This is a genomic window from Dactylosporangium sp. McL0621 (assembly GCF_049995355.1).
GTDB lineage: Bacteria > Actinomycetota > Actinomycetes > Mycobacteriales > Micromonosporaceae > Dactylosporangium.
This window is the reverse complement of sequence record NZ_CP188259.1, coordinates 8,602,755-8,622,106: the sequence shown is the minus strand read 5'-3', so window position 1 is coordinate 8,622,106 and position 19,352 is coordinate 8,602,755. Positions and strand designations below refer to the sequence as shown.

Here is a 19,352-nt window from a genome sequence, read left to right as displayed (position 1 = left end):
CTACTTCGCCATCTGACCTGCGCAAAGGCAAGATCGACAAGTGTGATTCCAAGCATCTGCTTGACATTGTCGGGACGGTGGCGACACACTCCAAGCATGTCTTTGGAATCTCGCCACACGCGGCGAATCCTGGACGACCCGGTGACCATCCGGGCGCTGGCCCACCCACTTCGGCTCAAGCTGCACGAGCTGGTCGGTCGGCAGGGCCCGACAACCGCGGCGCAGGCGGCCCGGCAGCTGGGCGTCAGCCAGGCGTTGGCCTCCCACCACCTGCGCCAGCTCGCCAAGTACGGCTTTGTCGAACCGGCCGACACCGCCAGCAACCGGGACCATCCGTGGCAGGTCACCGCCACGTCATACGCGGCGGCACGGGCCGGACAGGACGAAGTCAGTGCCGCCGTCGACGTCCTGGACCAGATGGTGGCCGAGCGCGGCGTCGAACACCTCGCCGCGTGGCACCGCCGTCGCGACCAGTACGACCCGCGGTGGCAGCGCAACGCCGGCGTCGGCCAGAGCCTGGTCTACCTGACGGTCGACGAGTTCACCGAGCTGCACGAGGCGCTGGACGCCCTGATCGCGCCGCTCGTCGAACGGCGCCGCCTGGGCGAACACGTCGCCCGACCCGCCGACGCCCAGCCGGTGAACCTGACCTTCATCAGCGTCCCGGTCGAGCCGACTACCACCGGCGGCTGAGATGCGCACGCTGTGGCGGGTGCTGACCCGCTACCGCGACCTGCGGCTGCTGCTGTCGGCCGGGCTCCTGTCGCTGATCGGTGACTGGGTCCTGCGCACCGGCCTGGCCTACCACGTCTACGCGCTGACCGGCTCCACCCTCGCCTCGGCCACCACCCTGCTGGCCTCCCTGCTCCCGCAGATCGCGTTCGGCCCGCTCGCCGGGGTCTACGCAGACCGGTGGGACCGCCGCCGCACCATGATCGTCACCAACCTGCTCCTGGCCGCCGGGTTGCTGCCGCTCCTCGCCGTCCACAGTAGGGACCAGGTCTGGATCGTCTACCTGGTCACCGTCGCACAGGGCAGCCTCGCTCAGTTCTTCATCACCGCCGAGGCCGCCATGATGCCCCGCACGGTGCCGTCGCCGGAGCTCGTGACCGCCAACGCGCTCAACGGGCAGAACCGCGACATCGCGCGACTGGCCGGCGCCGCGCTCGGCGGTCTCGCCGCCGGGCTGGGCGGCATTACGGCACTGACCCTCATCGACATGGCCAGCTTCGCCGTCGCCGCGGCGATCCTGGCCCTGATTCGCCACAGGCCCGGTCCCGCGTCTCGGCCGGCGCCGGCGCCGGCGCACCATGCGATCCGCGAGCTCACCCGAGGCGCGCGGATCGCCACGCACCACCCGGCGCTGCGCCTCCTCCTGCTCTTCGTGCTGATCACCGGAGCGGGCGAGGCCGTCATGGGCACCCTCATGGCGCCGTTCGTCCGCGACATTCTGCACGGCGATGCCGGAATCTACGGGCTGATCCTGTCCAGCCAGGCCGCCGGCGGCATCATCGGCGGCATCGCCGTCGCCGCCGCCGGAAGCCGCTTCTCGCCACGCCACCTGCTCGGCTACGGCGCCCTCGCCTTCGGCGGGCTGGATCTGGTGCTGTTCCTCTACCCGCTCCGGACCCAGGCGCTCTGGCCGGCGTTTGCCATCATGATCGCCGTCGGACTGCCCGGTGCCCTCACCGTCACCGGCCTGTTCACCCTGCTCCAGACCACCACCGACGACGCTCACCGCGGGCGGATCTTCGGCCTCGCCAACGCGATCCAAGGCGCCGCGATGCTCGCCGGGACACTCGCCGCCGGCGCCCTCGGCGACCGGCTCGGCATCATCCCCGTCATCGCCGTCCAGGGCGTCGGCTACTGCGCCGCCGGCGCACTCATGCTGCTGTTCCTGACGCGAGCAACCAGCCCGACCCCTCAACCGTCAACCAACGCCCGAATGACCATCGCATCGAGGACCACTCGCACGAGCGACGGCATGAAGGCGTAGGCGGTCTCGGCCTGCCGGCGTTCGTGGTCGGGCTCCACCAGCGGCTGACACAACGGCGTTGGTCGGTGTAATTCCGGACCGGGGCGGCTCAGGCCGGTTCGGCCGGGCGCATCGGCACGATCAGGTAGCGCAGGCCCGACGCTGGTGTGGTCAGCTCGGTGGCGCGCAGGGCCGGCTGGATGTGCAGGGTCACCGTCTCGCCCGGGAAGGCGTGCAGGGCGTCGGCGAGCAGCCGGGCCTGGTAGGCGCGCGTGGCCCGGCCGGCCCGGACGGCGGCCTTGACGGTCTCCTCCGACTCGCCGCGCAGCGGGTCGGCCGCCCGGACCAGGACCGCGCCCTCGACGGTCTGCAGCGTCAGGCGGCCGTGCTCCCCGGCGTAGGCGGCGGCGCGCTCGACGGCGGCGGCCAGCGTGCCGGCCTCGAGCTCCACCACGCACTCGGGGGCCACGTCGAGGAGGCGGTCGAACTGGGCGTCGGGGTACGCGTCGCCCAGGGTCGGGGTGACGACCGAGCCCCCGGGCCAGGACAGGGCGAACCGGTCGCCGCTCGCGTGCAGGCCCACGGACTCGGCCCGGCCGAGGACCGGGGCGATGCGGGCGAGGAGGGCGGCCGGCACCAGCGCCTCGAACGGGGCGCAGGCGGCCGGGACCGTGGCGGCGGCGAGGCGGTAGCGGTCGGTGGCGAGCAGGGTCAGGGCCTCGCCGGTGGCGCGGATCCGCACGCCGGTGAAGATGGGCAGGGCGTGCTCGCGCGAGGCGGCCCCGGCGACGGCGGCCGCCGCGGCCCGCAGCGACGGCCCGTCGACGCGAACCGACTCCGGCGGCAGCGACGCGGCCGGGAACCAGGCATCGGCGACCCGCGAGGTGGGCCCGGACGGCGGTGACGCGGCGCCCGCCGGGGACCCGGCTTCGGCGAGGATCGGCAGCGCGAAACGGGCGCCGGGCACCGTCACCGCCAGCCGGGCGCCCTCCACCGCCAGCCGGGCCTCGGGCGACGGCAGCCCGCCCACCGTGTCGGCCAGGCCGCGCCGGGAGACCAGCGCGCGGCCCGGCGTGTGCACGGTCGCGGCCACGTCGAGGCGCACGGTCAGCGAGCCGTCCGTGGCCGTCAGCGTCAGCCCGGCCTCCCCGCCGTCGAGCAGGACGGCGGCGTGGACCGGCTGCGGCGAGCGGGCCGTGAGCAGCCGCACGGCCAAGGCGGCGGCGTCGGCGAGGGCCCGGGCCGCGACGGTCACGTCAAGGAAGCTCATGCCCGCACCTTAGCGACGGGGTACGACAAAATCGGCTACCGGAAGGCCCGCAGGCGCAGCGAGTTGGCCACCACGAAGACCGACGACAGGGCCATCGCCGCGCCCGCCAGCATGGGGTTGAGCAGGCCGAGCGCGGCCACCGGCAGGCCCACGACGTTGTACGCGAACGCCCAGAAGAGGTTGCCGCGAATGGTCGCCAGGGTCGCCCGCGCGAGGCGGATGGCGTCGACGGCGGCGAGCAGGTCCGGGCGTACCAGGGTCAGGTCCGCCGCCTCGATCGCCGCGTCGGCGCCCGTGCCCATCGCGAGCCCGAGATCGGCCTGGGCGAGGGCGGCGGCGTCGTTGACCCCGTCGCCGGCCATGGCCACGACGCGCCCGCGGGACTGCAGGTCGCGTACCGCGGCGACCTTGCCCTCCGGCAGCACCCCGGCGATGATCTCGTCGATGCCGACCTCGGCGGCGACGGACCGGGCCACCTCGGGCGAGTCGCCGGTGAGCAGGACGGGGGTGAGGCCGAGGGACCGCAGCCGGCGTACCGCCTCCGCGCTCGTCGGCTTCACGGCGTCGGCGACCCGCAGCGAGCCCCGCACGGCGCCGTCCCACGCGACGAGGATGCCGTCGGCGTCGGCGTCGAGGCCGTGGGAACGCAGCAGCCCGGCGCGGCCCACGAGGACTGTGCGGCCCTCGACGGTCCCCTGCACCCCGAGGCCGGGCGCGTTGCGGAACCCGGTGACCTCCGGCAGTACCGACGCATCGGCCGCGGCCCGGGCCACCGCCCGCGCGACCGGGTGCTCCGACGCGTGCTCCACGGCGCCGGCCAGCCGCAGCACCTCGGCCGCGTCCTCGCCCGGGCGGGGCTCGACGGCCAGCAGCGTCAGCCGGCCGGTGGTGACGGTGCCGGTCTTGTCCAGCACGATCGTGTCGACCCGCCGGGTCTGCTCCAGGATCTCGGGGCCCTTGATGAGCACGCCGAGCTGGGCGCCGCGGCCGGTGCCGACGAGCAGCGCGGTCGGCGTGGCCAGGCCCAGGGCGCACGGGCAGGCGATGATGAGCACGGCGACGGCGGCGGTGAACGCGGCCGTGGTACCGCCGCCGGTGCCCAGCCGGAAGCCGAGCGTGGCCACGGCGAGGGCGATCACGACCGGGACGAACACGCCGGAGATGCGGTCGGCGAGGCGCTGGACGGCGGCCTTGCCGCTCTGCGCCTTGCGGACCAGCTCGGCCATGCGGGCGAGCTGGGTGTCGGCGCCGATGCGGGTGGCGCGCACGACGAGCCGGCCGCCGGCGTTGACGGTCGCGCCGGTGACGGCGTCCCCGGGGCCGACCTCGACCGGCACGGACTCGCCGGTGAGCAGGCTCGCGTCGACCGCGGAGCTGCCCTCCTCGACGACGCCGTCGGTGGCGATCTTCTCGCCGGGCCGGACCACGAACCGGTCGCCGACCCGCAGCTGCCCGGCGGGCACGCGGTGCTCGGTACCGTCGCGCAACACCGCCGCGTCCTTGGCCCCGAGCTCGAGCACCATGCGCAGCGCGGACCCGGCGCGGCGCTTGGCGCGGGCCTCGAAGTAGCGCCCGGCCAGCAGGAACAGGGTCACGCCGGCGGCGGCCTCGAGGTAGATGTCGCCGCTGCCGTCGGTGCGTTCGATCGCGAACGTGAACGGGTGCGTCATGCCGGGCTCGCCGGCGGAGCCGAGGAAGAGTGCCCACAGCGACCAGCCGAACGCGGCCAGGGTACCGACGGAGACCAGGGTGTCCATGGTGGCGGCCGCGTGCCGCAGGTTGACGAACGCGGCCCGGTGGAACGGCCAGCCGCCGTAGACGACGACGGGCGCGGCGAGCGTCAGGGAGGCCCACTGCCAGTAGGTGAACTGCCACGCGGGCACCATCGCCAGCAGGATCACGGGCACGGCGAGCACGGCGGTGACGAGCAGGCGGGTGCGCAGGTCGTCGGTCGGGTCCGGGGTTTCGACGACCGCCGCCGCCGTGTACCCGGTCTTCTCCACGGTCGCCACGAGGTCGGCCGACGTCAGCGGGTCCGGGTACCGCACGCTCGCCGTCTCGGTCGCGTAGTTGACGGACGCGACGACCCCGTCCAGGCGGTTGAGCTTCCTCTCGATCCGGGTGGCGCAGGAGGCGCAGGTCATGCCGCCGATGGACAGCTCGATGTCGTGTACCGCGCTCACGTCGCCTCCGCGGTGAACTCGGCGGTGTGCACGGACCCGCCGTGCTGGAAGTCCAGGTAGAGCCGGTACCGCCCGGCCGAGGGCACCTCCGCGGTGAACCGGACCTCGGGGCCGGCCGGGCCCGTCTCCGGGTGGACGTGCAGGTAGGCGAGGTCGCCGGAGCGCAGCGCGACCAGGTGGCCGTACGCGCCCAGGTACGGATCCAGGTCGCTCACCGGCACCCCGGCCCGCTCGACGCGCAGGGCGAGCGGGGAGGCGGCCCCGGCGCGCAGGTCGCCTTTGAGCGTGACCGTGTACCCGTCGACGCTCGCGGTCCGCGCGGGCGCCGGCAGCGGGGCCGGCCGGTAGTCGCCGGGCGCGTCGACGTCGGCGCCGAGCGTGAGGCCCTCGGCGCGGCCGGCCGGCACGAAGTCGGCGAACGCCCGGTACGGCCCGGCGCCCGTGACCCGCACCGGTGCGCTCCACACCCCGCTCGCGTCGCGGACCGGGTGCAGGTGCTGGAAGCCGCCCAGGTCGCGGCGGACCACGATGAGGTGCAGCTCCTTGCCGTGCGCGGTGGTGTACGCGGTCACGGGCCTGCCATCGGGCCCGTCGATGCGGAACCGGAGCTCGTCGCCGAAATCCAGCGGCACGAGCGAGTACCCCGCCGCGCTGATCTGCAGCCCGGCCGGGAGATGCTCGCCCATGTCCGCGTGCGCCGGGGCGGGCGGGGGCGCCACGGGCCCGGCCAGGTGGCCGGCGCCGAGGGCGACCGCGAAGACGCCCGCCAGCCCGGCGGCATACGCGCCGAGCCGTGCCGGCGCACTCAGCGTGGGCATGCTCAGGCCGCCACCGCGTAGCCGGCCTCGTCGACGGCGTCGCGTACCGCCGCCGGGTCGAGCGGGCCGGCGCTGGTCACGGTCACGGCGCCGGTCGGCAGGTCGATCGCCACGGCGGAGACGCCGTCGAGGTGCCGCAGCTCCTCGGTCACCGCCTGCACGCAGTGCGAGCAGGTCATGCCGGTCACGGTGTAGGTCGTCTGCATCGGGCGCTCCCTCGTCGATGTTACCCCCTGGGGGTACCTTCAAGGCTACGTCACGATAAACCCCAGGGGGGTATCCGCGTCAAGCGAGGTACGTCACGCGTACGGCCAGCACCCTCCGGTGGTGCCGGGGTTGCTTCGGTGGTACCGCTCAGACGGCGCCCCGGTACCGCCCGGGCGCGGTACCGAAGCGGCGCTTGAACGCGGCCGCGAAGGCGAACTCGGAGGCGTACCCGACCCGCCGGGCCACGGCCCGCAGCGGCGCGTCGGACTCGCGCAGGAGGCGCGCGGCCAGCGTCAGGCGCCACCAGGTGACGTACGCCAGCGGCGGCTGCCCGGTGAGCTCGGCGAAGCGCCGCGCGAACGGGGCCCGCGACAGGCCGGCCAGTTGCGCGAGGGCCGCGACCGTCCACGGGCGCTCGGGGCCGGCGTGGATGGCGTCCAGGGCGGCGCGCACCGCCGGGTCGGTGAGCGCGTCCGGCTCGCCGTGCTCGGCGAACCAGGCGCGGAGGGTGTGCAGGAACAGCAGGTCGACGAGGGCGGTGACGCCGATGCTGGCTGGGTCTCCGCCGGTTTCCAGCTCGGCCGCCAGCAGGTCGATGAGGGTGCGGACGGCCCGGCTCCCGCGCAGGTGGATCAGATCGGGGACGGTGCGCAGGAGTGGGTGCGTGCGAAGGTTGGTGAGCTCGTAGGCGGCGCAGAGAACAAGAGTTTCGCCCCCCAAATCGGATATTTCACGATTTGTCGGCATCTTGCAGGGCTGCAGCGGCGTCCGCGGGTTGTCGGCCAGGGCGTGGCCGCGGCCGTCGGTCAGCAGCACCACGTCGCCCGCCCGCAGGCGGATCGGGTCGCCGTCCGGGATCAGCCAGCACTCGCCGCGCACCACGACCTGGAGGCCGACGGCGCCCGGGACCGCGGCGAAGCGCTGCCCCCATGGCGCCGCCCACGACTGCGCCGCCGCGACCGGGCGGCCGGTGCGCATCGCGGTCACCGCGTCGCTGAGTACGTCCATCGAGACGCGATCGTATGCGTCCGGGACGCGTACGCATGGGCGCGGCCCGCTCCCGCTCGTAGGTTCACAGGCGTGAAGGCGATACGGATCCATACGTACGGGGACGCGTCGGTGCTGCGGCTGGACGACGTGCCGGTGCCCGTTCCGGGCGACGGGCAGGTGCTGGTCGAGGTCGCGGGGACCTCGTTCAACCCCTCCGAGGTCGGGCTGCGCAACGGATGGCTCCGCGGGGTGGTCGAGCTCTCCCTGCCGTACACCCTGGGCTGGGATCTTGCGGGAACCGTCGCGAGCGCCGGCGGCGGGCTCAACCCGGGCGACCGGGTGCTCGGGCGCGTCGACGGGGGCGCGGCCGCCGGGTTCGCGGTGGCCGACCCGGCGCTGCTCGTGCCGGCCCCGGCCGCCGTGCCGCTCGCCCACGCGGCCGCGCTGCCCGTGGCGGGCGTGACCGCGTGGCAGGCGGTGGTCGAGCACGCCCGGGTCGCGGCCGGGCAGACGGTGTTCGTCAACGGGGCCGGCGGCGGGATCGGCGGCTTCGCGGTCCAGCTGGCCCGGCGCGCGGGCGCGCACGTGACCGCGACGGCGAGCCCGCGCAGCGCCGCGGCGGTACGCGCGCTCGGGGCCGACGTCGTGCACGACTACGCGCGGGGGCTGCCCGCCGGCCCCTTCGACGTCGTGCTTCACCTGGTGCCCGGCGGCGCCGGCGTGCCCGGCCTCGTCCGGCCCGGCGGGGTGCTGGTCTCGGTCACCGACCGGTTCCCGCCGCCGGCCGTGCACTTCGTGGTGCGCAACGACCCCGGTGACCTCGCCGCGCTGGTGCGGCTCGTGGACGCGGGCGAGCTGCGGCTGGACATCGCGGCGGTGCGTACCCTGGCCGAGCTCCCGGACGTGCACCGCGCCGCGGAGGCGGGCCGGCTGCGCGGCAAGACGATCCTCACCGGTTGAGCCGGAGCCGCAGCAGCGCGGCCACGTCGAGGGCGCGGCTCGCCGGGGACCGGGAATCGCCGGGGTTCCAGTTCTCGGCCGTCCACACGTCGCAGAGCACGGCCTTGACGAAGCCCCACGCGACCAGGCGGTCCAGCGGCTGCCCCAGCAGCTCGGCGAGCCGCTCGAGGCGGCCTGGCACCAGGGCGAGCAGCGCCGGATCGCGGTCGGCGGGCTCGGGGTTGAAGAGCCAGGAGCCGATCTCGTACCCGGGGTCGCCGGTCAGTCCGTGCGGGTCGATCGCCAGCCAGGGCGCCCGCCCCGCCGACAGCACGTTGTCGTGGTGCAGGTCGCCGTGCAGCAGCACCCGCGACGGCGCCGACGCGCACAGCTCGCGCATGAGGCCGGCCGCGGTGGCGACGAACGCGCGGGGGAGCGGGTCGTCGCCCGGGAAACGGGCCAGGTGCCGGTCGAACGCGCGCACCTGGCCGAGCACGTCGGGCAGCAGGGGTTCGGCTGTGTCGTGCTGCGGCACGTGCAGCTCGCGCATCACGCCGGCGACGGCCGCGGTCGCCTCGGCGTCCGGCACGTCCCGGGCCCGCACGCCCGGCTCGGCCCGCTCCAGCAGCAGGGCGCCGCGCCCGAGGTCGGCCCGCAGCAGCCGTACCGCGCCCCGCCCCCCGAACGCCGCCAGCGCTCGCGACTCCTCCGCGAGCGAGTCCCCGCCCGGCACCCCGAGCTTGAGCACGACGGGCTCGCCCGCGGCGGTGGTGGCCGCGGCGACGAAGTGGAACGTGAGGTCGTACGGCGCGCCGACGGTCAGCCCCCACCCGACGGCGACCTCGCCGAGGGTCGCGGGCAGCGCGTCGAGCCAGCGGGCCCCGGCCTCGCCCCACACGGCGGTGACGTTCCGCCGGAATTCCGACATGCCGCCCATCCTGTCAGGCGTGCGTCAGTCACGACCCTCGGGCGGGTTCGGCCCCCATCATGGGGCCCATGTTCGGACGCTTCCGGCAGCAGCCCGGCGACCTCGGTGGCCCGCCCGACCTGTTCGCGCTGCCCCCCGTGCCCGTCGGCGACCCGCAGGGGCTGGCCGCGGTGCCGGTCGACCTGCTCGGCGCGTACCTGCGCCACCCCGTCGAGTCGATCGGCCCCCTGGACCCGCTGGGCCCCGAGGCGACCGGCTTCCTGGGCAACGCCATCCGTAAGGGTCTGCGCGAACGCGGCGCCGGCGCCCCCGAGCCCGTACCCGGCCTGCACGAGGCCCGGATGCGCGCCCAGGGCATGAGCGAGGAGCAGATCGAGCAGCTCCGGGCGACCCAGGCCGGGCAGCACCCGCCGGCCGGCTGGACGGTGCGGTTCACCGGCGACACCTACGCGTCGGTGCTCCCGCAGCCGCACGGCGTCGACGCGACCGCGTTCCGGACAATGCGGCAGCGGTACCGCCGGCAGCCCCCCGCGCCCGGCGTCCAACCGGTGCCGGGCACGCCGTACGAGTCCTACCACGACGGAGGTGCCCTGACCGCGGGCGGCCGCGCGCACGACGTCGCCGTGCAGTCGGCGGGCCTGCACGCCCGGCACTTCGTCGAGATCCTCGCCGGCCTGGCCGCGGTGACGCTCCGGGTTCTGGGCAGCTGAGCCTCAGGGGCTTGCCGGGGCCGTTCCCTGATGCGGCTGGGGTCCACGCACGCCGATGCTGGTGGTACACCAATCGTGATGGGAGAACGACAATGGACAGCGTGTACGGCTCGATGCGCCGGCAGGGTCTCGTCCGGCCGATGCACGGCCGGCTCCTCGGCGGCGTGTGCGCGGGCCTCGGGCAGCGCTTCGGCCTGGACCCGTGGATGGCGCGCCTGCTCTTCGTCCTGGTCCTGCTGATCATCCCCGGCAGCCAGATCCTGATCTACCCGATCCTGTGGCTCCTGATGCCGTCCGAGGCCTGATCGCCTGGCTACCCTTCGCGGGTGGATGATCGCGACTTCGGACCGGCCGGCCCCTACGAGATCGGCTCGTCGACGTGGCCGGGCCTGGCCAAACTGGCGGAGGAGGCCGGCGAGCTCGTACAGATCCTGGCGAAGCTCGTCGGCGCCTCGGGCCGCGACACCTACTACGACGGCACGGACCTGCGGGCGCGCCTGGTCGAGGAGTGCGGCGACCTGCTCGCGGCCGTCACGTTCTTCACCGAGACGAACGCGCTGGGGCCGGCCGTGGACGCCCGGGCCCAGGCCAAACTGGAGCTGTTCCGCCGCTGGCACGCGGAGGGCTGATTTTCGCGGGCTTCTTCGAAAGCCCCGGCACTTCGCCGCCTCGACGAAGTCACTCGGGTTTGGGCCCGAAAGTCCAACACTCCGTATTCAGCCGGAAAAGTCCGAGGCGCCGTGACGCCTCCGAAAAGTCCGGCATCCGAGCAGTCGACCGAAAAGTCCGACACTCCGTGATCGGACTTTTCGCATTTATCGCCTGACGGGTTATAAGTCCGAAAAGTCGCGGCGCGGAGCGCCCGATTTTTCGTGCTGAAGGGTGCGCCCGGCCCACAGAAAAGCGGGCCGGGCGCCTTTGTGCAAGAGACCTAGCAGCCGATGCGCGAAGCGCCGACCGCCACGTCGTCGTACCACAGCGTGTCCGAACCGTCGCCGTAGGCCTCCCAGCCCAGGCGGAGGTCGGTCACCTGCGGCTTCCACGAGCGTGCCAGCCACTGCTGGTCGATGTCCGCCGTCGGCGTGCCGTCCACGGTCAGGCCGGGCACGGCCGTCCCGTCGAGCCACGTCGACAGCGTGCCGCGCCCGTCGACCATGAACTCCACGCAGTTCCAGGAGTTCGTCGGCAGCGGCTTGGACGTGGCCACGCCGGCCGGGCTCTGGGCCGGCAGGGTGGCGTCGTCCGACTCGCGGTTCCACTGCAGGGCGCCGTTCTGCCCGCCCATGCGCAGGTCCTTGCCGCCGTCGCCGTTGTCCTTCAGCGCCGCGAACGCGACGTGCTGGGCCGGCAGGGCGGTGGTGTGGCGCACGTAGAACCGGCCGTACCACACCGACCCGAGGCCGCTGAGGTCCTTGGTCGGCTTCACCAGGACGTGGTTGCAGTACCCGGCCGCGCCGTTGATGCGCACCGACTTGCCCCCGCTGTGGGCGACGGACGAGTCGACGGTGGCGGTGCCGGAGCCCTGGCAGTTGGCGAACGACGTGGTCCAGTCGCCGGACACGGCGGTGCCGGTCTGGTTCTCGAAGCCGTCGCAGAACGCGGCCCCGTTGCAGCCGGCCGGCGTGCCGCCGCCCGGGCTGGTGCTCGGGGTCGGACCCATCGAGCGCGAGGCCGAGGCCGACGCGGTCGGTGAGGTCGGGCTGCCGCCGTTGGCGGCGCAGGACAGCGTGGGGGCGGTACCCGCGTTGCCGTTGCCGAGCATGCCGAAGTTGGTACTGCCGCCGGCCGGGACGGTGCCGTTCCAGGCGACGTTCGCGGCGGTCACCGCGGTGCCGGACTGGGTGACGGTGGCGTTCCAGCCCTGGGCGACGGTCTGGCCCCCGGTGTAGTTCCAGCCGACCTTCCACGAGGAGATCGGGGCCGTGCCCGGGTTGGTGACCTTCACGTCGGCCTGGAAGCCGCCCTGCCAGCTGCTGGTGATCGAGTACGTCGCCGTGCAGCCGCCGCTGCCCCCGTTGCCGGGGGTCGACGACGACGCCGCCGGGCTCGACGGGCTCGACGGCGGCCGCGAGGTCGGGCCGCTGGACGTGCTGCCGCCAGTGGGGCCGCCGCCGGTGCCGTCGCCGACGCCGGTGACCTGGCCGTTGCCGCCGTCGAAGGTGACGTCGGAGCAGCCGTAGAACGTCTCCTGGCTGTCCGAGCGGGCCCAGACCGAGTAGATGATGTGCCGGCCCGACTTGGCCGTCGGCAGCTTCCCGCTCCAGTAGTAGTGCCCGTCGGTGGTACCGGGCGATCCGACCTGCGGCGGGTTGGTGACCTGCAGGAACGGGGTCGACTCGAGGTCCGACCAGGCCATCGGCTTGGTCGGGTCGAAGCCGTCCTTGGTGACGTACAGCGAGAACGTGCCCGGGTGGGCCGCCCAGTTGCTGTAGTCGAACTCCATCGTCGCGCCCGCGGTGAGGTGCGTCAGGGGCCAGTCGCTACGGGCCAGGTCGAAGCCCGAGAAGTCGTACACCTTGGCGTCGGCGCTGCACACCTTGCCGTCGGGGATGAAGCCGGACGTGCGCCCGGCCCCGTCGGAGCGCAGCATCGCGAACCAGTTGTACAGCGAGTTGGGGCCCATCTGCGCGACGGCCGCGGCGCACGCCGGGTTCTTCGGCGCGATCTGGCCCGTGGCGGTGAGCCCGTCCTTCCAGCACAGGTACTGCCGGCTGCCCGGCTGCATCAGCGCGCCGTGCGCGGACGCCGGGGTCGCGAACACCACGACCGCTCCGGTTCCGGCCAGGACCGCGGCAAACCACAGCGCGAGCCTTCTTCGTCGGTTCATGCCCACCTTCCATCCCATCGAGGGCAGTCCATTTACCGGATTGAAGGTCGGTGAGCAGCGAAGTGACAATTCCGAAACACGTTTCGTGCGTGGGTACTGGCAAATGCGATGAAAGATTCATCACGGGACGCTGGCTAGGCGCATGTGCGGGTGGATAGGCTCCTGTCGCCCGATGGGCCATTTGTCCGTGTCACATTGTCGATATCTCATATACGTGGAGTACTCGATGGGTTCGTCCCCGCTGCGCGTCGCCATCGTCGGATCCGGCATCGGCGGCCTCGCCGCCGCGGTCGCCCTGCAGGCCAAGGGCTTCGAGGTCGAGGTGTTCGACCAGGCGGGCGAGCTGAGCGCGATCGGCGCCGGCATCGCGCTCGGCGGCAACGGCATGCGCGTCCTGGACGACCTCGGCGTCGGCCGGGCCGCCCGCGACGTGGCGAGCAACCTGCAGCGCATCCAGTTCCACCACTGGCGCTCCGGCGAGATCTTCTACGAGCACCCGATGGGCGACTGGTACGACGAGCGCATGGGCGGCCCGTTCCTGGGTATCCACCGCGCCGACATGCACCAGGTACTCCTCGACGCCTACCAGGGCGAGCCGCAGCTCGGCCGGCGCGCCGCGGCCGTGCACGAGTCGCCCGACGGCGCCGAGATCGAGTTCGCCGACGGCACCAAGGTGCAGGCCGACATCGTCGTCGGCGCCGACGGGCTGCGCTCCGCGGTGCGCCACCACGTCGCCGGCCCCGACGAGGCCGTGTTCTCGGCGATGAGCTGCTTCCGCGGCCTCGTCCCGGCGCAGAAGGTGCCGGGCTCGGAGTCGATGGGCCTGACCTTCATGCTCGGCCCCGGCCGGCACCTGGTGATCTACCCGGTCCGCGGCGGCGAGCTGGTCAACTTCGTGGCGTACGTGCCGGACCCCGAGTGGACCCTCGAGTCCTGGTCGTCCAAGAGCGAGCCGGCCGAGGCGGTCGCGGCGTTCGACGGCTGGAACGACACCGTCGTGTCGATGCTGTCCAACGTCCAGGAGGTCGGCCGCTGGGCGCTCTACGACCGCGAGCCGCTGCGCAAGTGGAGCACCGACCGGGTCACGCTGCTCGGCGACGCCGCGCACCCGATGCTCCCGCACGCCGGGCAGGGCAGCAACCAGGCGATCGAGGACGCCGCCGCGCTGGCGTTCTACCTGACCGCCGACGGGCTGTCGGTGGCGGAGGCGCTGCAGCGGTACGAGCACCTGCGCAAGGCCCGCACGCGGAAGATCCAGATGGGCTCACGCGGCAACGCGGCCTGCTTCCAGGTGCCCGACGGCCCGCCGGCCGACGAGCGCAACGCGCGCCTGCAGTCGCTGCCGGACAACGTCGCCTGGATCCACGGGTACGACATCTTCGCCGACCTGCAGGAGACGAAGTAGACCTCGAGTGCCCGCCGGGCCTGGACCCCGGCGCCATCCCCGCCCAGTTGCACCGCTGGGCGGGGTCACCGGCGATGCGGGACCTGGTGTCCGCGTTCGGCGGCGAGCTCCCGGGCGAAGACCTCCTCGCCTGGCTCGACGCGTTCTCCGACGCGCACTGGAACTTCCGCGGCCGCCTCGGCGGCGTCGAGCGCGACCGCATCCGGGTCGACCTGCCGCCGCACCTGGCCGCCGCGGCCCTGGACGCGGCGGCGGGGCTCGGGCTGACGGACAGCGCCGAGCCGCCCCACGACGAGTACGCCCACGTGCTCGTCCTCGGCGGCCTCGCCCGCGCCTGCCTGCAGCGCACCGAGCACGCCGCCCGGCTCGCCGCCACCCGGCGCATCGGCTCCGTCGCGGCACTGGGCAGTCTCCGCCCGCTCGGCCCCGAGGAGCGCGCCGTCCCCGGCGTCGAGGGCTGCGCGACCGAGGCGGACGCGCTCGCCGCCGGGGTGAGGGCCGCGTTCGGCGGCGACGTCCCCGTGCTCGTCGCGCCGCCGCGGGCGCCGGGGGCGGGCCGCGCGAACACCGCCGACACCTACGAGCACTGGGCCGCCCTCGCCCGCCCGCGCGCCGACCAGCGCATCCTCGTCGTCACCTCGCCGCTGTACGTGCCGTTCCAGCACTGCGACGCGATCCGGATCCTTGGGCTGCGGTACCGCTGCGGCATCGACACCGTCGGCTTCGACCCGCTCCGGGCGAGCACGCCCCAGCCGCCCGGGGCCGCGGGGCCGGACCGCTGCCTGCAGGAGATCCGCTCCGCGATCCGCGCCGCCCGCGCCCTGCTCGCCGCGGTTGCCTGAGATGCCGCCGTCGCCTGAGATGCCGCCGTCGCCTGAGATGCCGCCGTCGCCCGAGATGCCGCCGTCGCCTCAGATGGCGCCGTCGCCTGGGGCGTGGCTGGACGAGCTCGCCGCGCGGTCGCCCACGCCCGCCGTCGCGGTGGCCGTGTTCGACCGGGAGCGGGTGCTCGCGCACGCCGTGCGCGGGGTCGCCGACCTGGGCACCGGGCGCCCGGCCACGCCCGCGTGCTGGTGGGACCTCGCGAGCCTCACGAAGGTCCTGGTGACGCTGCCCGCCGTGCGGGCGCTCGGCCTGCCCGGGGACCGGGCGATCGGCGAGCTGTGGCCGCGGGCCGCCGGGCGGGCCGCGGGCCGGGCGAGCATCGACGACCTGCTCGCGCACCGCTCCGGGCTGCCGGCCACCGCGCGCTACTACGAGACGCTGCGCGGGCCGGCGATCGTCGACGCGGCCCTGGACACCGAGCCTTGCGAGCCGGGGCCGGTGTACAGCGACCTCGGGTACATCATCCTCGGCGCCCTCGTCGAGGACCTCACGGGCCGGCCGCTCGACGGCGGCGGCCTGCGGATGGGCGGCCCGGTGGCGCCCGCGGTCGCGACCGAGCGGTGCCCGTGGCGGGGCCGCCTCGTGTGCGGCGAGGTCCACGACGAGAACGCGTACGCGATGGGCGGGTACGGCGGCCACGCGGGCGCGTTCGGCACCCTCGGCCGAGTCGTCGCCGCGGCCCGCCCGTTCCTCGGCCCGCCGCCGCCGTGCCTGGCCGAGAGCGCGGCGGGGGAGCGGTTCGCGGCCGGGTGGTGGCTGCACCCGACGCGCGGGATCGGCGGGCCCGGCGCCGGCCCGGACGGGTTCGGGGCGACCGGTTTCGTCGGCAACCGGCTCTGGTTCGAGCCTTCGCGGGGGTACGGCGTGCTGGTGCTCAGCAACCGCATCCACCCGGTGCGCGGCGACCGGGGCCCGTTCGCGGCGTGGTGCGACGAACTTTTCTCCCGCGTCGCCGTCGAAATCCGCTGACCCTCTTCGACGCGTTGGCAGAAGCATCCAACGCCTCGAAGGGAACCACCACCATGACCCGGTACTCGCTCGCGGCCGGCACCGCCGCCGCGCCGCTGTTCGCCGTCGTCGCCCTCGCCCAGGCCGCCACCCGCGACGGCTACGACATCACCCGCCACCCGGTCAGCATGCTCAGCAACGGCGACCTCGGCTGGGTCCAGATCGCCTCGTTCCTGGCGACCGGACTACTGTCGATCGCCGCCGCCCCCGGCACCCGCGCCGCCCTGCGCGGCGGGCCCGGCGAGCGGTGGGCGCCGCGGCTGCTCGTGCTCATCGGCGCCGGCATGCTGATCGCGGCCGTGTTCCGGCTCGACCCGGCCGACGGCTTCCCGGTCGGCACCCCGCTGGGCCAGCCGACGTCGTTCAGCTGGCACGCGATCGTGCACAACATCGGCGGCAGCCTGTCGTTCTTCTCGATGATCGCGCTGTGCTTCGTGCTGGCCCGCCGCTTCGCCGCCGACGGGCAGCGCGCGTGGGCCTGGGCCGGGCGGGTCTGCGCGGTCGCGTTCTTCGCCCTCCTCGCGTGGGCGTTCACCGGCGGCGCGGACGGCGCCCTGACCCTGTTCGCCGGCGTGCTGCTCGCCTGGGGCTGGATCGCGGCCACCTCAGGGATCCTGCTCCGGCGGAGCTCCGGGTCGCGTCGGGGTTCTGCCCGGATGTCCGCAACGGCGAGGGCGACGACGCTCGTGGCATGACCTCCTCCTCGCTCGTGCGCACCGGCGCCATCGCGGCGCCGGTGCTGCTGTTCGGCTACGGCGCGCTGCGGCTCATCGACGGCCTCGACGGCCACCACGACAAGGGCGCCTGGATGTGGAACACCGGCCACGTCATGTTCTTCGCCGCGATGGCGCTGCTCGGCGCGTTCGCCGTCGGGGTGCGCCGGCTGCTGCCGTTCCGCGACTTCCGCAACCGCCTCGCCGCCAACCTCGCGGTGATCGCCACCCTCGCCGGCATGGTGGCGTTCCTGTGGGTCATCGTCGGCGACCTCGCGCCGCGCTTCGCCGACGCCGCCCCGCTGCCGTTGCCGCTGCAGATCGTCGGGCAAACCGCGCTCGTGCTCGGCCTGGTGACGCTGCTGGTGCAGCTCGTCCGCGCGGGCCGGGCGCCGGCCTGGAGCCCGATCGCGGCGCTGTTCGCGTTCCTGATGATCCCGGTGAACCTCGACCTGATCCCGGTCGCCGCGGCCCTGCTCTTCGTCGGCCTGCTGCCGCTGGCCGGCGCGCAGCGCGGCGCCCCGGTCAGGGCCTGAGCCGCTTGAAGAAGAAGCTGCAGTCCTCCAGGGTGCCGGCCGGGTCGGTGGCGTACTCGGGCACGATGCCGTACCGCGTCCAGCCCGCCGTCTCGTAGAGCCGCTCGGCGGGGCTGCCGGTCACGGTGTCGAGCAGCAGCAGGCCGGCGCCCGCGCCGGCGGCGGCCGCCTCGGCGGTGGCCAGCAGCGCCCGGCCCAGGCCGCGTCCCCGTTCCCGGCTGTGCACCATGAGCTTGAGCACCTCGGCCCGGTGCCGGCCGTTGGGCTTGGGTTCGAGGGCGAGGCTGACGGTACCGATGACGGCGCCGTTGTCCTCGGCCAGCCAGACGTGCAGGGCGCCGTCGCGCACGGCCGCCTCGCGGGTGCGCCACCACGCGGCGGCGTCGCCCGGGCCGAACGGGGCCCGGAAGCCGACCGAGGCGCCGTGCGCGACGGCGTCGGCGAGGATCTCGGCGAGGGCGTCGACGCGGCCGGGGTACGCCCGCGGGGTGAGCCGGGTGATCGTGGGCATCGCGCTCCTCAGGGCATGACGATGAGCAGGACGTAGCGGACCGCCGCCGGTCCGGGGTTGACGAACCGGGAGGGGCCCCAGAGGCGGTACCGCAGGCAGTCCCCGGCCCCGACCGCGTGCGCGGCGCCGCCGACGGTGAGCTCGAGCCCGCCGTCGAGGACCCACAGGTGGTGCTCGAGCCCCGCGAGCGGCGGCTCCTCGTAGGTGATGTCGGCCCCCGGCTCCAGCACCGCCTCGACCACCTCGCCCCGCAGCCCCGGGTGCGGCGGGGAGACCGAGCGGCGGGTGTACCCGGTCACGCGGTCCCGCCACACCGGCTGGGCCCCGGCCCGCACGAGCTGCGGCGGCTCCGGCTCCACCTCGGCGAGCAGGCGCGACATCGGCCGCCCGTACGCCGCGCACAGCCGGCCCAGCAGCGCCGCCGTCGGGCTGATCTCGCCCCGCTCCAGCCGCGACAGGGTCGAGCGGCTCACCCCGGCGCGCCCGGCGAGGTCGTCGAGCGACCAGCCCCGCTCGGCGCGCAGCTCGGCGAGGCGCCCGGCCAGCTTGACCTCGAGATCGTCTCCCACATGCGGGACGATATCCCAGATTCGGGAGATCCGGCGGTGTGGTGGTCGTCACCGCGGGCTGGGACGATCGGCGCATGAGCGAGGTGTCCATCGACAGCGTCCACGGCACGATGCCCGCGTACCTGGCCGTGCCGGCGGGTCCCGGCCCGCACCCGGGCGTCGTCGTCATCCACGACGCCATGGGCATGGGCCAGGACACCCGCGACCAGGCCGACTGGCTGGCCGGGGAGGGGTACCTCGCGCTGGCCCCGGACCTGTTCTTCTGGGGCCGCCCGATGACCTGCCTGCGCACCGTCTTCGCCGACGTACGCCGCCGCTCGGGCCCGACCTTCGCCGACGTCGAGGCGGCCCGCTCGCTCCTGGCCGCCGACGAGCGCTGCACCGGCCGGATCGGCGTCATCGGCTTCTGCATGGGCGGCGGGTTCGCGCTGCTGCTGGCGCCCGGGCACGGTTTCGCGGCGGTGAGCGCCAACTACGGCAGCGTGCCGAAGGACGCCGCGGACCTGCTGCGCGACGCCTGCCCCGTGATCGGCAGCTTCGGCGCGCGCGACCTGACCCTGCGCGGGGCGGCGACGCGGCTGGAGGCGGCGCTGACCGTGTGCGGGGTGCCGCACGACGTGAAGGAGTACCCGGACGCGGGCCACGGCTTCCTGAACGACCACGTGCGGGCGGGCGACCCGATCCCGCTGATGGTGCGCCTGGGCAAGCCGTTGCTGCGGTACGGCCCGCACGAGCCCTCGGCCGCCGACGCGCGCGAGCGCATAACGACCTTCTTCGCCGAGCACCTGACGTGACGGGGCGCCGGCGCGGGCCGGGGCCGAAGATGAACCCTTCCGCGCAGGTGACGCCGGGTCACGCGCCCGGCGGCGACCGTTGGG

20 protein-coding genes and 2 pseudogenes are annotated in these 19,352 nt (G+C 74.5%); 12 read left to right on the top strand and 10 right to left on the bottom strand.

Going from position 1 to position 19,352, the window contains the following annotated elements:
- Nucleotides 1-96 precede the first annotated feature (96 nt).
- Both ACPPVO_RS40815 and ACPPVO_RS40810 read left to right on the top strand, forming a co-directional pair.
- Nucleotides 97-693, top strand: a complete 597-nt coding sequence (locus ACPPVO_RS40815; protein WP_426503932.1) for an ArsR/SmtB family transcription factor — start codon at nt 97-99, stop codon at nt 691-693.
- A 1-nt stretch (nt 694) separates the two neighbouring features.
- Entirely contained in the window at nt 695-1,996 is a 1,302-nt protein-coding gene (locus ACPPVO_RS40810; RefSeq protein WP_426503931.1) for an MFS transporter, read from the top strand.
- Nucleotides 1,997-2,084: 88 nt separating this feature from the next.
- Here the strand turns inward: ACPPVO_RS40810 and ACPPVO_RS40805 are convergent, their stop codons facing one another.
- The 5 genes from ACPPVO_RS40805 to ACPPVO_RS40785 form a co-directional block, all read right to left on the bottom strand.
- Nucleotides 2,085-3,245 carry a hypothetical protein gene (locus ACPPVO_RS40805; RefSeq protein ID WP_426503930.1) on the bottom strand — a complete coding sequence of 387 codons (1,161 nt, stop codon included), beginning with the start codon at nt 3,243-3,245 and terminating at the stop codon, nt 2,085-2,087.
- Nucleotides 3,246-3,280: 35 nt separating this feature from the next.
- Entirely contained in the window at nt 3,281-5,428 is a 2,148-nt protein-coding gene (locus ACPPVO_RS40800) for a heavy metal translocating P-type ATPase (RefSeq protein WP_426503929.1), read from the bottom strand.
- The gene (locus ACPPVO_RS40795; RefSeq protein WP_426503928.1) at nt 5,425-6,246 is read right to left on the bottom strand and encodes a hypothetical protein; all 822 of its coding nucleotides are present in this window, start codon (nt 6,244-6,246) and stop codon (nt 5,425-5,427) included. Before ACPPVO_RS40795 ends, ACPPVO_RS40800 begins: the two co-directional genes overlap by 4 nt.
- Before the next feature lie 2 nt (nt 6,247-6,248).
- Nucleotides 6,249-6,452, bottom strand: a complete 204-nt coding sequence (locus tag ACPPVO_RS40790) for a heavy-metal-associated domain-containing protein (protein ID WP_360372242.1) — start codon at nt 6,450-6,452, stop codon at nt 6,249-6,251.
- A gap of 148 nt (nt 6,453-6,600) precedes the next feature.
- Nucleotides 6,601-7,461, bottom strand: coding sequence for a cupin domain-containing protein (locus tag ACPPVO_RS40785; protein ID WP_426503927.1), 861 nt, complete (start codon nt 7,459-7,461; stop codon nt 6,601-6,603).
- 72 nt (nt 7,462-7,533) lie between these two features.
- Here ACPPVO_RS40785 and ACPPVO_RS40780 point away from each other — a divergent pair, with 72 nt between their 5' ends.
- Nucleotides 7,534-8,403: an NADP-dependent oxidoreductase gene (locus tag ACPPVO_RS40780; protein ID WP_426503926.1), complete on the top strand. Its 870-nt coding sequence runs from the start codon at nt 7,534-7,536 to the stop codon at nt 8,401-8,403.
- Here the strand turns inward: ACPPVO_RS40780 and ACPPVO_RS40775 are convergent.
- Nucleotides 8,393-9,310, bottom strand: coding sequence for an aminoglycoside phosphotransferase family protein (locus ACPPVO_RS40775; RefSeq protein WP_426503925.1), 918 nt, complete (start codon nt 9,308-9,310; stop codon nt 8,393-8,395). The genes ACPPVO_RS40780 and ACPPVO_RS40775 overlap by 11 nt on opposite strands.
- A 68-nt stretch (nt 9,311-9,378) precedes the next feature.
- On the opposite strand from ACPPVO_RS40775, the gene ACPPVO_RS40770 reads away from it, so the two are divergent.
- From ACPPVO_RS40770 to ACPPVO_RS40760, 3 genes are all read left to right on the top strand, one after another.
- On the top strand, nt 9,379-10,020 hold the full coding sequence (locus tag ACPPVO_RS40770) for a hypothetical protein (RefSeq protein ID WP_426503924.1): 642 nt from the start codon (nt 9,379-9,381) through the stop codon (nt 10,018-10,020).
- A 92-nt stretch (nt 10,021-10,112) separates the two neighbouring features.
- Complete coding sequence (locus tag ACPPVO_RS40765; RefSeq protein ID WP_360372257.1) at nt 10,113-10,325, top strand: PspC domain-containing protein; 213 nt, start codon at nt 10,113-10,115, stop codon at nt 10,323-10,325.
- A 21-nt stretch (nt 10,326-10,346) separates the two neighbouring features.
- A complete protein-coding gene (locus ACPPVO_RS40760; protein WP_426503923.1) occupies nt 10,347-10,649 on the top strand; it encodes a hypothetical protein in 303 nt (100 codons plus the stop codon).
- Between the two features lie 302 nt (nt 10,650-10,951).
- Here ACPPVO_RS40760 and ACPPVO_RS40755 read toward each other — a convergent pair.
- Both ACPPVO_RS40755 and ACPPVO_RS40750 read right to left on the bottom strand, forming a co-directional pair.
- Nucleotides 10,952-11,593 (bottom strand): annotated as a pseudogene (locus ACPPVO_RS40755) (cellulose-binding protein); the annotation flags it as partial.
- 135 nt (nt 11,594-11,728) lie between these two features.
- Nucleotides 11,729-12,847 (bottom strand): annotated as a pseudogene (locus ACPPVO_RS40750) (lytic polysaccharide monooxygenase auxiliary activity family 9 protein); the annotation flags it as partial.
- A 214-nt stretch (nt 12,848-13,061) separates the two neighbouring features.
- On the opposite strand from ACPPVO_RS40750, the gene ACPPVO_RS40745 reads away from it, so the two are divergent.
- The 5 genes from ACPPVO_RS40745 to ACPPVO_RS40725 all read left to right on the top strand — a co-directional run bounded on the left by ACPPVO_RS40745 (nt 13,062) and on the right by ACPPVO_RS40725 (nt 17,394).
- Nucleotides 13,062-14,252, top strand: a complete 1,191-nt coding sequence (locus tag ACPPVO_RS40745; RefSeq protein ID WP_426503922.1) for an FAD-dependent monooxygenase — start codon at nt 13,062-13,064, stop codon at nt 14,250-14,252.
- 74 nt (nt 14,253-14,326) lie between these two features.
- Entirely contained in the window at nt 14,327-15,094 is a 768-nt protein-coding gene (locus tag ACPPVO_RS40740; protein ID WP_426503921.1) for a hypothetical protein, read from the top strand.
- 73 nt (nt 15,095-15,167) lie between these two features.
- Nucleotides 15,168-16,106, top strand: coding sequence for a serine hydrolase domain-containing protein (locus tag ACPPVO_RS40735; RefSeq protein ID WP_426503920.1), 939 nt, complete (start codon nt 15,168-15,170; stop codon nt 16,104-16,106).
- Between the two features lie 53 nt (nt 16,107-16,159).
- Complete coding sequence (locus ACPPVO_RS40730; RefSeq protein WP_360372275.1) at nt 16,160-16,840, top strand: DUF998 domain-containing protein; 681 nt, start codon at nt 16,160-16,162, stop codon at nt 16,838-16,840.
- Nucleotides 16,837-17,394 carry a hypothetical protein gene (locus ACPPVO_RS40725; RefSeq protein WP_426503919.1) on the top strand — a complete coding sequence of 186 codons (558 nt, stop codon included), beginning with the start codon at nt 16,837-16,839 and terminating at the stop codon, nt 17,392-17,394. Before ACPPVO_RS40730 ends, ACPPVO_RS40725 begins: the two co-directional genes overlap by 4 nt.
- On the opposite strand, the gene ACPPVO_RS40720 is transcribed toward ACPPVO_RS40725, so the two are convergent.
- A complete protein-coding gene (locus ACPPVO_RS40720; RefSeq protein ID WP_426503918.1) occupies nt 17,384-17,905 on the bottom strand; it encodes a GNAT family N-acetyltransferase in 522 nt (173 codons plus the stop codon). The two genes, ACPPVO_RS40725 and ACPPVO_RS40720, sit on opposite strands and share 11 nt — an antisense overlap.
- 8 nt (nt 17,906-17,913) lie before the next feature.
- Nucleotides 17,914-18,474 (bottom strand): helix-turn-helix domain-containing protein, encoded by a 561-nt coding sequence (locus ACPPVO_RS40715; protein ID WP_426503917.1) that lies wholly within the window; start codon nt 18,472-18,474, stop codon nt 17,914-17,916.
- Between the two features lie 74 nt (nt 18,475-18,548).
- Here ACPPVO_RS40715 and ACPPVO_RS40710 point away from each other — a divergent pair, with 74 nt between their 5' ends.
- Nucleotides 18,549-19,268 carry a dienelactone hydrolase family protein gene (locus tag ACPPVO_RS40710; RefSeq protein ID WP_426503915.1) on the top strand — a complete coding sequence of 240 codons (720 nt, stop codon included), beginning with the start codon at nt 18,549-18,551 and terminating at the stop codon, nt 19,266-19,268.
- Nucleotides 19,269-19,352: the final 84 nt, after the last annotated feature.